This is a genomic window from Salinivibrio siamensis, from assembly GCF_001996005.1.
Lineage (GTDB): Bacteria > Pseudomonadota > Gammaproteobacteria > Enterobacterales > Vibrionaceae > Salinivibrio > Salinivibrio siamensis.
The window spans coordinates 45,138-62,032 of sequence record NZ_MUFB01000003.1; the positions used below are offsets into that span (position 1 = coordinate 45,138).

Annotated in this window: 15 protein-coding genes; 10 read left to right on the forward strand and 5 right to left on the reverse strand. The window is 47.9% G+C overall.

What is annotated here, in order from left to right; genetic code table 11:
- Positions 1 to 98: 98 nt before the first annotated feature.
- The gene (locus BZG73_RS02605; RefSeq protein WP_077578575.1) at positions 99 to 995 is read right to left on the reverse strand and encodes a TIGR01777 family oxidoreductase; all 897 of its coding nucleotides are present in this window, start codon (positions 993 to 995) and stop codon (positions 99 to 101) included.
- Positions 996 to 1,221: 226 nt separating this feature from the next.
- Between BZG73_RS02605 and BZG73_RS02610 the strand changes: the two genes are divergently transcribed.
- The 6 genes from BZG73_RS02610 to BZG73_RS02635 all read left to right on the forward strand — a co-directional run bounded on the left by BZG73_RS02610 (position 1,222) and on the right by BZG73_RS02635 (position 9,092).
- Entirely contained in the window at positions 1,222 to 1,947 is a 726-nt protein-coding gene (locus BZG73_RS02610) for a DUF1538 domain-containing protein (RefSeq protein WP_046073676.1), read from the forward strand.
- Entirely contained in the window at positions 1,944 to 2,726 is a 783-nt protein-coding gene (locus BZG73_RS02615) for a DUF1538 domain-containing protein (RefSeq protein ID WP_046073675.1), read from the forward strand. The genes BZG73_RS02610 and BZG73_RS02615 overlap by 4 nt, the downstream gene beginning before the upstream one ends.
- Before the next feature lie 9 nt (positions 2,727 to 2,735).
- On the forward strand, positions 2,736 to 3,086 hold the full coding sequence (locus tag BZG73_RS02620) for a P-II family nitrogen regulator (RefSeq protein ID WP_025674528.1): 351 nt from the start codon (positions 2,736 to 2,738) through the stop codon (positions 3,084 to 3,086).
- Complete coding sequence (locus BZG73_RS02625; protein ID WP_025674526.1) at positions 3,083 to 3,505, forward strand: CBS domain-containing protein; 423 nt, start codon at positions 3,083 to 3,085, stop codon at positions 3,503 to 3,505. Before BZG73_RS02620 ends, BZG73_RS02625 begins: the two co-directional genes overlap by 4 nt.
- Before the next feature lie 287 nt (positions 3,506 to 3,792).
- Positions 3,793 to 6,669 carry an archaeal ATPase gene (locus BZG73_RS02630; RefSeq protein WP_077667499.1) on the forward strand — a complete coding sequence of 959 codons (2,877 nt, stop codon included), beginning with the start codon at positions 3,793 to 3,795 and terminating at the stop codon, positions 6,667 to 6,669.
- Between the two features lie 23 nt (positions 6,670 to 6,692).
- Positions 6,693 to 9,092 (forward strand): amidohydrolase family protein, encoded by a 2,400-nt coding sequence (locus tag BZG73_RS02635; RefSeq protein WP_077667500.1) that lies wholly within the window; start codon positions 6,693 to 6,695, stop codon positions 9,090 to 9,092.
- A gap of 89 nt (positions 9,093 to 9,181) precedes the next feature.
- Here BZG73_RS02635 and BZG73_RS02640 read toward each other — a convergent pair whose 3' ends face one another.
- The 4 genes from BZG73_RS02640 to BZG73_RS02655 all read right to left on the reverse strand — a co-directional run bounded on the left by BZG73_RS02640 (position 9,182) and on the right by BZG73_RS02655 (position 12,566).
- Positions 9,182 to 9,868 (reverse strand): hypothetical protein, encoded by a 687-nt coding sequence (locus BZG73_RS02640; protein WP_077667501.1) that lies wholly within the window; start codon positions 9,866 to 9,868, stop codon positions 9,182 to 9,184.
- Between the two features lie 3 nt (positions 9,869 to 9,871).
- Positions 9,872 to 11,002 carry a hypothetical protein gene (locus BZG73_RS02645; protein WP_077667502.1) on the reverse strand — a complete coding sequence of 377 codons (1,131 nt, stop codon included), beginning with the start codon at positions 11,000 to 11,002 and terminating at the stop codon, positions 9,872 to 9,874.
- The gene (locus tag BZG73_RS02650; RefSeq protein WP_077667503.1) at positions 10,995 to 11,975 is read right to left on the reverse strand and encodes a hypothetical protein; all 981 of its coding nucleotides are present in this window, start codon (positions 11,973 to 11,975) and stop codon (positions 10,995 to 10,997) included. Before BZG73_RS02650 ends, BZG73_RS02645 begins: the two co-directional genes overlap by 8 nt.
- 363 nt (positions 11,976 to 12,338) lie before the next feature.
- Positions 12,339 to 12,566, reverse strand: coding sequence for an addiction module antidote protein (locus tag BZG73_RS02655; RefSeq protein ID WP_235606004.1), 228 nt, complete (start codon positions 12,564 to 12,566; stop codon positions 12,339 to 12,341).
- 173 nt (positions 12,567 to 12,739) lie between these two features.
- Between BZG73_RS02655 and BZG73_RS02660 the strand changes: the two genes are divergently transcribed.
- Genes BZG73_RS02660 through BZG73_RS02675 form a run of 4 tightly spaced genes read left to right on the forward strand, consistent with a single transcriptional unit; the run spans position 12,740 to position 16,846 of the window.
- Positions 12,740 to 13,651, forward strand: a complete 912-nt coding sequence (locus BZG73_RS02660; RefSeq protein ID WP_074213135.1) for a BKACE family enzyme — start codon at positions 12,740 to 12,742, stop codon at positions 13,649 to 13,651.
- Positions 13,648 to 14,604, forward strand: a complete 957-nt coding sequence (locus BZG73_RS02665) for an L-carnitine dehydrogenase (RefSeq protein ID WP_077667504.1) — start codon at positions 13,648 to 13,650, stop codon at positions 14,602 to 14,604. The genes BZG73_RS02660 and BZG73_RS02665 overlap by 4 nt, the downstream gene beginning before the upstream one ends.
- Positions 14,604 to 15,065, forward strand: coding sequence for a thioesterase family protein (locus BZG73_RS02670; RefSeq protein WP_077667505.1), 462 nt, complete (start codon positions 14,604 to 14,606; stop codon positions 15,063 to 15,065). The genes BZG73_RS02665 and BZG73_RS02670 overlap by 1 nt, the downstream gene beginning before the upstream one ends.
- A 29-nt stretch (positions 15,066 to 15,094) precedes the next feature.
- Positions 15,095 to 16,846 (forward strand): BCCT family transporter, encoded by a 1,752-nt coding sequence (locus BZG73_RS02675; protein WP_235606005.1) that lies wholly within the window; start codon positions 15,095 to 15,097, stop codon positions 16,844 to 16,846.
- Positions 16,847 to 16,895: the final 49 nt, after the last annotated feature.

Consider the following 16,895-nt stretch of genomic DNA (forward strand, 5'->3'; position numbering starts at 1 on the left):
TGATTCGTCGATAACAAAGCGGGTATCAAGAAAATTGATACCCGCTTTTTTGTGCAGAATGGCTAGCAAGTAACACGCTGTGTGATAGAAAAGAGCCGCTATTTAAAAAGTGACTGCATGGCTTCTTCCACCTTGGGGTGCTGGAATTGAAAGCCCGCATCTTCGAGTGCGTGAGGCAGGGCGCGCTGGCTATCGAGCAGCAAATGCGAGGCTTCGCCCATCATGGTTTTAATTGCCAGTGTGGGGACAAAGAACACATGTGGGCGTTTTAAAGCACGGGCGAGCGCCTGGCTAAAACGTTTATTGGTGACCGGCTCTGGCGCGGTGCAATTAAACGGCCCCTTGAGCTCAGGGGTGTTGAGCAGATGGATAATCGCACCGACCATATCATCAATATGAATCCACGGCATGTATTGCTGGCCTTTGCCAATTGGGCCGCCCAACCCGAGTTTATACGGCAGCATCATCCGCTTTAGCGCACCACCTTCAGCGCTTAACACCACGCCGGTACGCAGCAAGCACACCCGCGTTTGTTGCGACGCGCCTTTTAAGGCAATTTTCTCCCACTGATGACACACATGTTGGGCAAAATCATCGGCATGGACCACCAAGGTTTCGTCAAAGCTGCGATCTTGCTGATCGCCGTAATAGCCTACTGCCGAGCCGCTAATAAAGGTGTGTGGTGGGGTGCTGCTGGCATGAATTTTCTCCACCAGTTTTTCGGTTAGCCCCCAGCGGCTGGTGCAGATAATCCCTTTTTGCTGCTCACTCCAGCGTTTATCGGCAATCGGCTCACCGGCCAAATTAATAATGGCATCAATATCATTGAGGTGAGGGAGGTCATCAAGCCGCTCTAACGGGGTGACCTTATCGCCAAAGCACTGGGAGACCTTTTGCTTGGAGCGGGATAACACAGTGATCTGATGCTCGGTCAGCAAGCGTGGAATTAACGCCTGACCAATCAGGCCAGTGCCGCCAGTGATTAAGAGTTTCATGCCTGATGTCCTAACGTCGGGTAATGGTGATTATTACTAACGCTAAGAGGGTTTTAGACTTAGCGCAAGTGATTGCTTTGTATCCTGTTACGTGCCGCAACCAAAATCGGTTTGATCGCGCAGTTTTATCTTCTGCTCCTCGCACCCCAAATTGGGAGTGCTAACATAAATAGGCACATAAAAGGTGCGTTTTTCATTTTATTGCGCAGGGAGTCATGTCGCCTACATGCAAGCGTTATTCAAATCATTGCTAGGAAGCTTTCGCGATCTCTTACCTATCATCCTAGTGATTGGCTTTTTTCAAGTGATTGTTCTGCAACAACCGCTGCCGAATTGGATATCCATCACCTTTGGGTTGGTGCTGGTGGTCGTCGGGCTGACCTTATTTGTATACGGCTTAGACATGGGGCTATTCCCGATTGGCGAATCCATGGCGCACTCCCTTGCCCATAAAGGTAGCTTAGGTTGGTTGATTGCGTTCGCGTTTTTGCTCGGCTTTGGCACCACCATTGCCGAGCCCGCACTCACCGCGGTGGCGGCAGAGGCGGCAGATGTCGCCGCTAACGGCGGGATGATACACACCAGCGAAGCGGCCAAAGACAGCTACGCCAACGGTCTGCGGCTAACCGTGGCGCTCTCGGTTGGGTTTGCGATTGTGCTGGGGGTGGTGCGAATCATGAAAGGCTGGCCGATCCACCGTTTGATTATTGGCGGCTATTTGCTGGTGGTGGCGATGACCATGGTCGCACCGCCGAGTATTATCGGCATTGCCTATGACTCAGGTGGGGTGACCACCTCGACCATCACGGTGCCATTGGTCACCGCGCTCGGCGTGGGACTGGCGACCGTGATCAAAGGGCGCAACCCCATGGTGGATGGCTTTGGCTTGATTGCCTTTGCCTCCCTGTCTCCGATGATCTTCGTGATGGCCTACGGCATGGTGGTGGCATGAATAATCCACTCACCCTGTTCCTCGACACCTTTTTCTCCACCGTGCGCGATGTGATCCCGATTATCGCGATCATCTTTGGCTTTCAGCTGTTTGTATTGCGCAAAGCGCTCAACAACCCCAAACGGATCTTTCTCGGCTTTTTCTATGTCATTCTCGGCTTGAGCCTGTTTTTAATGGGGCTCGAGTTGGCGCTATTCCCACTCGGTTCGTCGATGGCCGAGCAGCTGACCGCTCCCGACTTTGTCGGCGCAGCACTCAAAGCAGGCGGCGAGATCGACTGGCAAGCCTATTACTGGGTGTATCTATTTGCCGCAGCGATTGGCTTTAGCACCACGGTGGCTGAACCCTCATTGATTGCAGTGGCGATTAAAGCCGCCAAAGTCTCGGGCGGGGCGATCCGGGTGAACGGCTTACGTGCCTCAGTGGCACTGGGCGTCGCCATGGGGATTGCCTTGGGGTGCTACCGCATTGTGGTGGGCGATCCGCTTCATTACTACATCATCACCGGCTATGTGGTGGTGGTGATCCAAACCTATTTTGCTCCGCCGTTTATCGTGCCTTTGGCCTATGATTCTGGAGGAGTGACCACCTCAACCGTGACCGTGCCTTTGGTGACGGCGCTAGGGCTGGGGCTAGCCTCTACCGTACCGGGAAGAAACCCGATGCTCGATGGGTTTGGCTTAATTGCGTTTGCCAGTTTGTTTCCGATGATCACCGTGATGGGCTATGCCCAAATCACAGCCTATTTACAGAAAAAGCACGCACAGCGTTCATCGTAAGGAGAGCCTATGCGGTTCAAATTAATCATGGCGTTTATTGAAGATGCCAAAACCGATGCGGTGCTCGATGCCGCCAGACAAGCCGGCGCTACCGGCGCGACCATTATTAACAACGCGCGTGGCGAAGGCTTGGTGAAAAAGAAAACCTTTTTAGGGCTGACGCTGGATGTGCAGCGAGACGTGGCCATCTTCCTGGTGGAAGAGCACTTAGCGCGCACCATACTCGAAACCATTAATGATGTGGGCGAGTTTGATGCCACCTCCGGCAGTGGCATCGCGGTGCAAATTGATGTGGAAGATGCCGTGGGCGTAGCCCACCAAATGCGAGAATTAACCGAAGTGGTGAAGGACGAGTTATGAAACAACATAAAACGGTAAGAGATGTGATGCATGCCCATGCCGTGTGTATTGATGGGCTCACCACGGTCGAAGAAGCTATTCGCATTGCACGCGAACAAGAAGTGAAAGCGATTATCGTCAATAAACGCGATGAGCATGACGAATTCGGCATTGTGTTAATGAACGACATTGCCAAAAAAGTGCTCGCCAAAAACCGCGCGCCATCACGGGTCAACGTTTATGAAATTATGACCAAACCCGCGCTTAGCGTCTCTCCCAATATGAATGTGAAATACTGCGCCCGTTTATTTGAACGCTTCGGCATCAGCCGCGCCCCCGTGATCGAAAACGGCCAAGTCCTCGGCATGGTCAGTTATAACCTAATAGTGATCTACGGCATGCTCGCCGAAGAAGTGGAGAGTCAGCATAGGAAGGATTAGGGGGGGAGATTGGTGGTTTTTGGGGGAGAAGTAGGGGAAATTTTTTATATCTCATTTTCTCGATCCCCCTCCGTGTGGTGGTACCTAATAGCCAAAACGAATCACTTAGTCGCCAGAGTGGGTGAAGTGAAGTTTTACTTATCGAATACGCATTTTGTGATGTGTATCAATTGATCAATTAATTAACTGATGCATTGGGCATAGCATCAATCAATGCTTTGGAAATTTAAGGGCTAGTTCTGATGCACTGGCTGACTCAAAAATAGAATGACTGGACCGATACGGATATGACTAATAACACGCAGGCAGAAATAAAAGATACGAAAAAAAACGAAAAGAGAGATGAAATCATTATTGACTTGTTTGCTCCCAATCTTCCCGGAAGTACTAAAGAGGGGGACCTTATTCAGAAAGGACTGCGCGATCAGTTAGTCGATGGTATTCGCGACTCTATTAATAGAAATGAGTTAACTGATTCGACTGACGTTACGCGGTTTATTGATGAGTCTGGTCGTAACGTTTTCTTTGTTGATGGTACCCGTGGTGCGGGTAAAACTACCTTTATTAACAGTGTTGTCGAGCGGTTTAATAATGACAGAAGCGACGCAGGAACTGATATAAAATGCCTTCCGACTATCGACCCAACCAAGCTGCCACGCCACGAACCGATTCTGGTCACAGTGACAGCTCGCTTGAACAAAGTGGTATCCGACAAATTAAAAGGGGGCTGGTCATCGAGTCTCTTCTCAAAGCAAAAGGAGCAATGGCAGGGTCTATTGGAGCAGCTACATCGCGGTTTACATCTGTTAACCGATAAAGAATACAAGCCGGAATATTTCAGTGATGCTTTGAAGCTGGATGCCCAGCTTGATTATTCTATCGGTGGCCAAGATTTATCAGAAATATTTGATAAGTTAGYTGATTTTGCGTGTGAAATTTTAGCCTGCAAGGCCRTTTTGATTTCGTTTGATGATATCGATACACAGTTTGACACAGGTTGGGATGTACTTGAATCTATTAGAAAGTTCTTTAATGGTCAGAAGTTGGTGGTAGTAGCTACAGGAGATCTACGCCTTTACTCTCAGCTTATTCGCGGTAAGCAGTATGAAAACTACGGAAAAACTTTGCTCGACCAAGAAAAAGAAAGCGCTCGTCTAGCAGAAAGGGGCTATATGGTGGAGCACCTTGAGCAGCAATACCTATTAAAGCTATTTCCTGTTCAGAAAAGGATTGAATTGAAAACAATGCTGCAATTGGTCGGAGAAAAGGAAGAGTACGGCGAAGAAAATATCAAAGTTAAAACTGAACCTGGTATGAAAGATCAGGATGCAATAGAAGTCCGATACGCAATTGGAAGTGCTGTTCGAAATGGTTTAAACCTTCGAGAAGGCTCCGACGCAGACATGTACGTCGATGAGCTATTGAAACAGCCAATTCGTTTGTTAATGCAGGTGTTACAAGACTTCTATCCTAAAAAGTATTATTCTAAATCTCATAGAAATGATGTCGCTCAAGAATACAAAGGAAAAGCTATTGAGTTATCAATTCCGAAACTACTTAGATACTCTTTATATGGGTCGATGCTAAGTAGTATTTACCGAGCAGGCTTGAATTATGAACAGCACCGGTTTGGCATGGATGCGCTTTGTAAGGATGTTTTTACTTATGTTAAACAGGATCGTGATTTCAATACCGGATTTTATTTACGACCTCAGTCCGAGAGTGAGGCATTAAGAAATTGCTCGATTTACTTAGCCTCCCAGGTAAGTGAGAATTGTCAGGGAAGTCTGTCAAAATTCCTACAGATGCTTTTGGTTGGCTGTGGCTCCGTTAGTATATTCAACCAGTTTGTGACCGGACTGCTGCAGGCTGAGAATGATAGTGGTAAATCTGAACAGCTTATTAGTGAATATTTAGCCTATATGTCGGTGGGTAGAAATGAAAGTGCTTCCCATTGGGCTAACCGATGTTGTGCTGTAATTTCAAACAGCCCCAATGATTCTAAGACGGGTGTTTTTCTTGGTATGGTGCAGTTAAACCGCCAAAAACGTTCAAACATACCCGAAGGTTTTAATGCGTTTAATATTAACTTAGAGAAGAACTTGGCAAAATCAGCAATGGCAGCTTCCTTAAGCTCAGTCGCTTCGAGCAATCTAATGGACTTCAGTAGTGTTTTCAATCTGATTGGTGCTATCGCTGATATCTCTGCATGTCATCGCGAAAGAACTGCCATTGCTAATGCATTTAATAAAGCTATAGCACAACCAACATGCATCGTTCCTCCATGGAGCGATTCTGCCGCTCGCGCGGAAATGAAAGGGTCAAACAAAAGTACGGATAGTGTTATCTCGCCTACGAATGTTGAAGTTAATCATAATGATAGTGTTGAAGGAGATAAAGAAGAGCAGGAAGTCCGAGAACAGTTCTCTGGCGCTATCGGGAGTGTTGAGAGTTGGCTTGAGAAAGTTGGTGAAATTGAATCTTCAATCCGTCCATCGGCTCTGTTAATTGGTAAAGTATGGACGCGACTCTATTTTAACCTTAACAATGTGGCGGATCAGCATAAAACCAGAATATACAACAACTCGAATAATGGTCGAAAAGCCAGCCAGTCAAATGCTGCGAAGATTATGCGGTTTAATGTCCTGGCGTTTCTTCATGCAGTTTTAGTTGAAGAGAGTTTGTATCATGTGTCTAGTGATAAGACATATCTTGGAGAAGGGTTAAGGCTAAATCCGGTTACTTCGGTTGACGTGTTTGAGGAAAAAATAAAAGAAATTAACGCCGATTTGAAGGATAAAGGAAAAAAATGGGAAGATACTCACCCTTTGTTCTTTTTATTGATTAGTTGCCCAATATTGCATCCGTTCATTTTTCCTCTAGGAGGGGTTAATTGTTCTTCAAGGTCCTATAGAAAAGAGGAAAGCCTGCGCAGTCTTATTGCGGAAATAATTGATCCCGACACAAAAGAAAGCGATTTTTTGTCGGAGAGTGAATTTATCGAATTGTTCAAGGGTGATACTCATAATGGAAGCTATACATCGGAAACTGCCAGTAAAACAATAATGTCACTGAACGTAGCCACAATCGCAGGTGCAAAATACCCTAAACCAGCTGGTAATAGAGACAACTCTTTTTCTGGCGATAATGCAAGCGAAGAGTAATAACTGCCGTGTAAGGATTGGATATGGAATATTTTCTGCTTAATTCTACAAATTTGTTGTCTCGCCTGAGCGCTGCCTCACTGTATGAGTCATCACTTGATGAAGTGGTGGCGTCATCTGTCTTCCTTACTCAATACGAACAGGCGCGCAGTTTGCCCGATCATTTCGCTAAATCGGCTTGGCTATCCTTGGAACAACAACTAAAACAGCGGAGCATGAAAATAGGCCCAATTGCTGCCTTACGCTTGATTGCTGAAAAGTTCGTTAAAAACGAGAAAGGCGGCCCCAAAGTCGATCTCGCCTTGTTCTCGGAATGGCAAACTTTGATGAGTCGTGTGTCGAGCTTGCCAATTATGGCGTGTCATCAGGTATTTGGCTCAGCGTCTGACTGCCAGGAATATAATTTCCGCTGGCCTTTGTACCCTTATCACCCGGCGGTAGAGGACTACATTATCCGCGAACGTTTGCACGAAACTCACCAGCATCTGAATGGCAGTACAAGTGCGGAAGAGTGTTGGTTAGATGCCCTCAAGCAGCCAGAAGTCACTATCAGAGATTTTGAGAAGGGTTGGGCTTCCCAAGAGGTGAAGCAACTCTGTGCCCAAATTGATACTTCCCTGACGCCTGAGGTTTTCAGGGATCGTTTGCAGATTGCCAGCAATATTCGCGAAATTCTTTGTCGAGTGGCTCAGGGAATGGAGCTTCCAGAATGGATGATGTCATTGCAGCATCCACAGCAATTGGCGGATAGCACGGTTTTGCATGAGGGGAGAGAACATGGTTTTACCACAGTGTGGCCAACGGAGGAAAAGTACAACCAAGAGGCTGAATTTAAGTTGCTGGTACTTTTGCTTGAACGTTGGTGTTACGGCGCACCGGAAGGGCTGGAGAGGCTATTGTGGATCTACCTGCTGATTCAAAATCAATATCTGACTTTATTAGTCCAGCGAGACGATTTTTTCGGTTTTGATCAGTTTCAGAAGTACACTATGACGGAGCTAAGGGAAGAAACCGAGAAGTCTTATTTGTCTCGTTTCAACCATGCGCATGGTGTCGGTATGTATTCGCAGGTGCGTTATCTGGAAGGGCGATTTGCTCCGAAGAACGACCCCAGCAAAATGCATAAGCTGCTCTTTAGAGTTTTGCGCGGTTACTGGGAATACCTTAAAGGGCATATGACCGTGGACTGGGTGCACTCCCAGCCATTGAACATCACTCAGGCGCTCGATAATCTTGAGCAGGTTAAACCCAACAATATATGCGCAGACCTAGCGCTAGTGCCACATTTTATTAAGAGAATGCCCAAAAAAAACGAAGTCTATCCCTACGCTTTGCTGTTGAAGGATTTGAAGAATCAGGCAGCGATCCTAACGGACATCCTTAAGTATGAACCGCGCTTGACACGATGGATTCGAGGAGTGGATGCCGCTGCTAATGAGATGCACGCGCCACCGGAGTTGTTTGGACCTCTGTTTCGGGTACTAGCCAAGTCAAGTATAGCCCATTTTACCTATCATGTAGGCGAGGACTTTCCGCATTTGATTAGTGGTATTCGATCCATTGATGATGCTTTGAAGTTTTTACCTCTACGTAATGGAGACCGTCTTGGTCACTGCACTGCTATTGGGATCACGCCTAACACCTGGAAACGCTCTTTGCCCTCACCTTTGTCTATGACTAAAGAAACGCGATTGCTCGATTTAGTGTTTATTTGGCGGGAGTTTCGAAGCCATCCTGAACGGTTGCGTTATGCCAGCGATGCAGCGATTGAAGCGGTTAGTTTAGCCCACGATGTGTTTTCTCTTGAAGAAGATATTTCGATTACAACCCTCGACAAAGTGTTCGAGTTGAGGGGGGTATTGGCTGAATCAGAAGGCCTGCTCGGTGAATTAAATGAGCCACTAAAACCCAAATCCCTCTGGTTGGAAGAGTATGAACACGCTAGAGAGTTGGCGAAGACGGCGGGTATGAAAAAGCCTCTGATGTTGTATCAACAGTGGCTGACAGCTAATAACGTGCGAAAAAAGCGTGCTGAATACGTTGAAGTTGACTTAGAGTATTTGCCAGATGAAGCGTTAGTTTCATTGCAGCAGACAGTGATGGAGAAAATGGCAGATCGAAATATTGCGATTGAATGCCCACCGACCAGTAATACCCGTATCAGCCAGTATCGAGAAGTTAGTGAGCATCATATATTTCGTTGGATGGGCTTGCCGGGTGAGACGATTGAAGGTGATGTACCAATGTCTATTTGCCTAGGATCTGATGATCCCGGGATCTTCGCAGCCGATTTAAAATCCGAGTTCTATCATCTGTTCGTAGTGTTAACCAGAAAGTTTGGTTTGTCCCCTGCGGAGGCTTTGAGAAAGGTTGCTGAGCTGAACGAGAATGGGCGAATTTACCGCTTTCATGATGTTAGGTAGCGCCTATGTATCGAGAGCCCACTGTTTCCTAAATCATTGAACTAATTACTTTAGCGGAAATCGGTAGTGTTCAAGAATCTGTTTCACTCTTATTCCTGACTAATTAATGCTCTTTCTAATGCTTCCCTAACCTTGTCGAGCACAAAACTTACATTGGCAGTTTTTAAGCGACAAACACCCAGCCTAGTGAACTCACATAATAATTCCAAACTGCCAAATTCAGCCTTAAATTTCGCACTATCAATCAAATATCGCTTATCTGCAATGATAGTAGTAAAATCACGCCTAATATCCTTTACTCCATTCACTGTAACTTTCGCAGTAGCTCCGTGCGAGACACGAATGCCATATGAGGACAACCGGGTAACTTTTAAAGAATCAGTCGAGTGCTCCAAGTAACTAACCCATTGCTCAGGAGCTACATTAACTTCAGATAACACTAACCCTAAACCAATTATATCGTGTAGTTTATTTAAAAACTTCCTTAACGAGCGAGGCGGATTAGTTATGTACATGTATTTAGAGTCTGAGATCCAATTAAACTGACATGTGTAATAGTTTACCGATTCAACCTCAGTGACTTCACCAAATGGATTTTCAACCACACTTCGTTGGACTTGTCTCTCAACATACTTCCCTGAAAGCTTTGAAGAAGTAGATACAGAAAGTAAAAAGCCTAAACCAGCTTCTTCTGAATATTGCTGCTCCTTCATTAACCTTGACAACTCAATGAGGTTTAGAGGAAGTTCAGAGTATAGCCATTTTGCTTTAATCATTATCTATACCTTCTTTTTATATAAATTAAGAGTTTTGGCCAAAGCCTTCTCTGATGCATCTCTGAGATTGACGTTGTACTTCTCATTTTCATATGGAGTCGCAGCTTTTCTGGTGACATTGTGCTCAAGAGTTCTAGAGTTGTAAGGATATATACCTCTAACGGTATACATAAACTCCGTACATAAGTCAGGTCTACCAAAACGAGCCTCAAACTCTACCTTGGGTCCTTCATGGCTTTTATTTATTGCCGTCCAGATGATTTTGTAAATATAAAACCCTCGGTTATGAAGCTGCTTAAATTCTGTTGAATCTAATACGCCTTCTCCTGCTAAAGCAGCCTTGTTGATATAGGAAGCTAATCTAGCTTCAACAGTATCATCCTCATCATCCTCATCATCCTCACCAAACTCGTCTTTCTCTACTTGCTCCAAATGATAAACATCAACACTAGAAACATTATCAAACTCAAAGCCAGGAACATCGCGAATTAAGTTGTCAAAGAATTTGCTTCTAAATGCCGCGTCAGTAATAGATTGTAACGAAATTAAAAACTCTTCTAGCTCATTACCTGTATCTTTTACTACCTGCGCTTGAACAGCTTTTTTTAGCGTCTCAGAAACTTCTTTAGCCTTTTTTGTTGATGGAAGTTTCATTACAACCCCATCTTTATCTCTCTCAAGCTTTATTTCGCAAGTCTTAAGTGTGCGCTGGCGCATCTCGGTTTTTCTAAAGTCATGTTCAATATAACTAACCGTTAGCGTTGTTGTATCACTACTTTTAGTAACTTTTACAGAATCATCACCAAGTGCAGTCAAATTCGCCTTTACTGCTGAGCATGCCGCTTGAATTTGCTCGTCCTCTATTTCTCCCTTAAGTTTGGAATGAGTGGTTTTATCTTTCCTGTTTGGATTTTCTAGCAGCTTACCAATCCAGTTGAAATCAGAATGACTAAGTGTTAGAGAGCTAATTTTTTCCACTAACGCATCTTTAGAAGTGCTGTTAGAGACCAGAATGCCTCTTCCTCTTAGGAATGAAGCCAACTCACTGTGAGTTACCTTCTTGTGCTGTAAAGCATCAAATATATTTTTATCAGTTGGGATATAAATGGAAGGACCAGTTTTGATCTTAGACATCTTCTCGCATTCCTATTTCCATGGGATTAAAGCAAGTTGTGAACTTAGTTATACTTTCAGCTTCAATAGCCGCCATCTGTTTCTCACGGGCAGAGTCATTCCCCCACATTTTTAGATATTCACGTTTTGCTTTCTCAAAATTGACTGAGGCATGCCTACATGCATCAGTAAACCGAACTCGTATCATGTAGTCACTACTGAGCATCTGATAGTGGGACATAGCGTCGATAAGATAGATGAACTCATCAACCGTTTCCCCAGACTGGTGGTAATAGATGACAAAGCCACTATCAAAGTCATCCCCCGATCGATGTTTGATAATTAACCAAGGTGATGTTAAAGCTTCAACTGTAGCTGGTTTATCCCATTCGTCACCACAACGACGTGCACGAATCAAATCAGGATAAAAGAAAGTGAAGTCTTTACGACTAGGAAATTTATCATCAGCCTTCAGCTTTTGCATATCACTTACGACATCATAAAGACGCTTAATTAAATGTGGCCCCATTACAATAATTTCTTTGTCTTCCAAAAGTGGGATTTCCCTCAAATCTACTCTTCCCATTAGGTCAGAAAAGTCATAGTCGTATTTATCGTCATGGTTGTAGATGAACAATAACCCTGAAACAGCCCCAAACCCTACATCATCCAGAAGAAATGTTTTTTGCCAACTTTCACTAATGTTTGCGCAATCAACAGACATTGCAAGTGATTTAAGAGCCTTTGAAACAGAGCTCTTATTGATAGTGCCAGCCTTATAACTCTTAAGGTCAGTGTTTAGATATTTAGTATCACCCGAGTATGGGTCATCATAATAGAATACAACATCTGATGGGTGAGTAGATTTACTATGATGATCTGTTACACATTCCCAGTTTTCATCTTTTGGCAAGCAAGTTTCCCACTTAAACCACTTAAATATATCATCGGAAACTATTTTTGCGAGCTTCTCTATATTTCCAGTTTCTGCCATTACTAATATCTCGCTATAATCACTTCGGTAATGTGTACACTAAATTAAGCGTCACAATGAAATAATAATTCCTTGTGAAGTGTTAAGCAATTGACTATGTGAAAAATGTTGACACAGAACGGATAATATAAATTTTTCCATACTTTGGAGTTATGCATCAATTACTAGCTTTCGCTTTTGCAAAACAGATCTCTGTCTATTGGCACCCCAAAGCCCGCAGTATTCAGCGCGCGCTTAGTCATTTTATTAGTCACATTTGCTGGCCTGCCAGCCTTTGATAGCAGTACCGCTATAGTCACTATGAACTCTGTGACTTCGAGTCACCAAGCCTCAACTCCACCCCTAACGCATTCACAATCGCTATCAGTGTCTTGAGGGATTGCCTTTTTGGCTAAGTGTGCGGTAGAGCGTTTCTCGTGAAAGACCGGTTTGCTTGGCGATATCTGCCATTCCTTTGGCACGAGCGACCACGCCTAGTGCATCGGCGATAAATGCGGGATCGCCCGTTTGCACCGCTTCGTCTAAGTAAGCTTGAAGTGCTTCTTGATTGTCCAAGAACGCTGCTGGGTCAAATGGGGGTGTCGTTATCATCGGTAACCGCTATCACGTTTAGCGCTCTACCGTGATTTGTTCGCGCCATTCCGTCAGCCCGCCATTAACCCACAATGTCTCTTCATGTGGCTTTTATGTCGCTTAGTGTCAAGTTGTAGCGTGTTATTCCGGACACACTGTGGCCAGTTTAATCAAGCGACAAGAGGCCGAACATGAATCGCAGCGTCATTCTTACCTGCGCCGTCACCGGTGCGGGCGATACCACGGGAAAAAACCCCAATGTGCCAATCACGCCAAAACAGATTGCCGACAACTGTATTGAGGCGGCGCGTGCTGGTGCCAGTGTCGCTCATATTCACGTGCGTGATCCTGAAACAGGCGGCATTAGCCACAACATTGATCACTTTCGTGAGGTGATGGAACGTGTTCGCGAATCAGACGTCGATATTGTCATGAACATCACCGGCGGTGGTGGCGGGGATTGGGTGCCGGATGCCCAAGACCCAAGCCGTGGTGGCCCGGGCACCGATATGCAAACCCCAGCCGAGCGCCATGCGCCAGTGGGCGAGCTCTTGCCTGAGCTGTGTACCTTAGATTGCGGCAGCCTGAATTTTGGCGACATGGTGTACATTAACACCGCTGACTGGCTGCGTGAGCAAGCCCGAATGGTACAGGCCGCGGGCGTGAAAGCAGAGCTGGAGTGCTTTGATTTAGGCCACGTTTGGTTTGCGCGTCAGCTACAAAAAGAAGGTTTGCTCGAGGGCGATCCGCTGTTTCAGCTGTGTTTAGGCATTCCATGGGGCGCGGAAGCGGACACCGAAACCATGCTGGCAATGCGCAATAAGTTGCCGGAAAACGCCAACTGGGCGGCGTTTGGAATTGGTCGCCATCAGATGCCGATGGTCGCGCAAGCCATGTTGCTGGGTGGCCATGCGCGCGTGGGTTTGGAAGATAACCTCTACCTGGAAAAAGGGGTAATGGCGACCAACGGCGGCTTGGTAGAAAAGGCGAGCACTATCATTGAAAACCTCGGCGGTCGTATTATGACCCCTGCACAAACGCGCGCCGCGCTGAAACTGGTTGACCCTAAAACCGGTAAGCCGGTTGAAGGAGGTGACCAATGAGTAAGCAGTTAGCGGTCATCGGCACTGGCGTGATTGGTAATGGTTGGATTGCGCGCGCCTTGGCGCAAGGCTGGGACGTGGTTGCTTATGATCCCGACCCACAAGCGCCTACTCGCACCCGTGCCTTCGTGGCCAATGCCTGGCCATCGTTAGAAAAGCTAGGCCTTGCTGAAGACGCAGATCCTGCTCGGTTAACCTTTGTTGATAGCCTTGAGCAGGCGGTGAAAGAGGCCGATCTGGTTCAAGAGAACGTGCCGGAGCGCATTGATATTAAGCGTGAGACCTTGGCGGCAATTGATGCGGCCGCGGCGCCAAACGCGATTATTGGCTCATCGACGTCTGGCTTTAAGCCTACCGAGCTGCAGAGTGATTGTGATCATCTTCCCGGACGCGTCATCGTCGCGCATCCTTTTAATCCGGTGTATCTGCTGCCGTTGGTGGAATTGGTGGGCGGCGAAGCCACTCAATCCGATCATATTGATCGCGCCCATGCACTCTACCAAGAATTGGCAATGCGTCCCTTGGTGGTTAAGCGTGAAATCGAGGGGCACATTGCTGACCGCTTGATGGAAGCGCTGTGGCGTGAAGCCTTGCACCTGGTTAACGATGGGGTGGCGACCACCGAGGAGATTGATGCGGCGGTGGTTTATGGCTGTGGCTTGCGTTGGTCGCTGATGGGCACCTTCTTAACCTTCCATTTGGCCGGTGGCGAGCAGGGCATGCGCCATATGCTAGAGCAGTTCGGCCCGGCGCTAAAACTGCCGTGGACCAAGCTGGAAGCGCCTGAGCTGACCGATGAGCTGATTGATAAAGTGGTCGAAGGCTGTGAACACCAAGCCGCGGGTCGTCCGGTCTCTGAGCTAGACCGTCGCCGTGATGCCTTCTTGGTCGAGCTTTTGGACTTGGTACAAAAATACTGGCCCGAGGCTGAAGGTTTGGAAGGGCGCATCTAATGGCACTGTTAAAGATAGACGTCGCCCCCGAATGGGTCGATTATAACGGGCACATGAACGACGCCGAGTACGCGCGTGTGTTCTCGCTGGGTGTCGATGCGTTGATGGCCACCATTGGCTTGGATGACGCAGGCCGCACCCAACATCGCTACACCATTTATACCTTAGAAACCCATTTGTGTTACCGACGTGAGGCGCATCAAGGCCAGACCTTGGTGGTCGACGTGACCGTGTTAGCGCGGGATCAAAAGCGCCTGCATGTGTTTATGCAAATGTGTGATAGCCAAGGTGAGGTGCTGGCCACCAGCGAGCAGATGCTGATGGGCATCGATACGCAAACCGGTCGCCCCGCACCGTTTCCGGATGCTGTCGCCAGCCTGATTGAGCGGCTGCCTGCCGCATCCTACAATGAGTGGCCCCAGCTTGCTGGGCGTCGCATTGGTCTGCCCAGTAGGCCGTGAGCGCGTCGTCACCGAGATGGTGAGCCATCATGAGGTCCCGCCCAGCAGAGCCTGGGCGGATTACGGGATCGCCGGCCCGACTTCCGGCTCAAGGAGGAATCATTATCGCTACTTCAACACCCCCACACTCACCCCAACGCGGTGACAGCCAGCAGGCTGCTACCTCGACCGATTATATGGTCACCGAGCTTGCGCAAGGTGGCTTCTTTCAAGGCATGCATCGCGGCATGACCATTTGTTCAGCCGTGCTGGTACTGGCATTTGTATTGTTCACCGGCTTTCAATCCGAGACGGCCAGTGTCTTGTTTGGCACTACGCGCACCTGGATTGAAAGTACCTTTAGTGGCTACTACCTGGTCACCGTGATGCTGTTATTGACCGTGTGCGGTTTTATCGTTTTCAGCAAGTACGGTAACGTGCGGCTCGGCCCTGACGACAGTCGCCCGGAGTTTAGTAACTTCTCTTGGTTCTCGATGCTGTTCTCTGCCGGCATCGGTATCGGCATCCTGTTTTTTGGGGTGGCCGAACCGATTTTTTACCTCGATAACACCGGCGGATTTGGTTATCCCAACAACCCCCACGCTGATATGGCGGGCGCGGCTACCATTGGCTATGAGCGCGCCATCGATGCGCTGCGGGTCACCGTGTTCCACTGGGGGCTGCATGGCTGGGCCATCTATGTGATTGTCGGTATGTCGCTGGCGTATTTTGCCTACCGTAAGCAACTGCCTTTGGCCCTGCGCTCGGCGCTTTATCCTTTTATCGGCGATCGTATTTTCGGCGTCTGGGGCCATCTGTTTGACATCCTCGGGGTGCTCGGTTGCGTGTTTGGTGTGGCGACGTCGCTCGGACTTGGCGTGAGTCAAATGGCCGTGGGGCTGGAGCGCTTGATGGGTATCGCCTCTGGCTTATCGACCCAACTGGTGTTGATTGCGGTGATTTCGTTTATCTCGATTGTGTCGGCGGTCTCTGGCGTGCGCCGCGGGATCCGTATCATTTCGCAGATGAATATTTGGGTGTCGGTGTTTGTGGTTGGCGTCTTTTTAATTGGCGGCCCCACACTGTGGCTGTTCGGCGCGTTTGGCGAGACCTTACTCGACTATGCGATTAACTTTATCCCCATGGGGCTGTGGTTTGCCGACGAGCCGGGTACGGTAGATTGGCAGCAGGCTTGGACTATTTTCTATTGGGGCTGGTGGCTTGCCTGGGCACCGTTTGTAGGGTTGTTTATTGCGCGTATTTCCAAAGGGCGCACCTTGCGTGAGTTCGTGTTGGGGGTATTGTTTGTGCCTACCTTGCTGATCTTTGTTTGGTTGGTGATTTTTGGCGGCAATGCTATCTATCAAGAGCTGTATGCCAGTGGTGGTGTGGGCAGTGCCGGCATTATCGACTTGGTTAATGCTTGGGAGCTGCCAGCGGCCTTATTTGCGGCAGCTGATGGCATTGTCGGTACCGGGACGTTCGGCTGGATACTCTCGGCTCTGATGGTGTTCTTGCTGATGAGCTGGTTTGTGACCTCGTCGGACTCGGGCACCTTGGTGCTGACGACAATCTTATCTCTGGGGGACGAGGAGCCGCCGCGGCGTTTCCGTATTATCTGGGGCGTGGTGATTGGCTTGGTGGCGGCGACGCTGCTAATGGCCGGCGGCCTTAAGGCGCTACAGACGGCGTTGATCGCGGCAGCCTTGCCACTGAGCGTGGTGATCCTGGTGATGACTGCCGGGGTGCTGATCTCACTGTTTGGTGAATCGCGCCGCTCGCTAGTGGCGGCGAAAAAATAGCGATTCGCCAAAAAGTAGCGGGCTGCCCAAAAAGAGTGGCTTAAGGCGT